This window comes from Paraburkholderia sp. SIMBA_027 (assembly GCF_046535315.1).
GTDB classification, from domain to species: Bacteria; Pseudomonadota; Gammaproteobacteria; order Burkholderiales; family Burkholderiaceae; genus Paraburkholderia; species Paraburkholderia tropica.
Map to the genome: position 1 here is coordinate 1 of NZ_JAWRWY010001758.1, position 229 is coordinate 229.

General features: G+C 72.5%; 1 protein-coding gene. It reads right to left on the reverse strand.

The annotated features are described in order from the left end of the window. On the reverse strand, positions 1-227 hold a 227-nt coding region (locus SB764_RS45190), incomplete at its 3' end, for an acyl-CoA dehydrogenase family protein (RefSeq protein WP_410867462.1). Positions 228-229: the final 2 nt, after the last annotated feature.

Genomic DNA, 229 nt, shown 5'->3' on the forward strand with positions numbered 1-229 from the left:
GCCGACACCGGCGCGCCCGCGCCCAGCAATTCCTCTGACAACACGAAGCGCGCGAAATGGCCGCGTTCGGCGCCGCCGTATTCGCGCGGCAGCGTCAGCCCGAGCCAGCCGCGTTCGGCCAGCTGGCGGCTGAAGCCCGCGTCATAGCCCATCCAGGAGCGGGCGCGTTCGTCGGGCTCCAGCCCATCGAGGGCCTCGGCGAGAAAATCGCGCACCTCGGCGCGCAGCG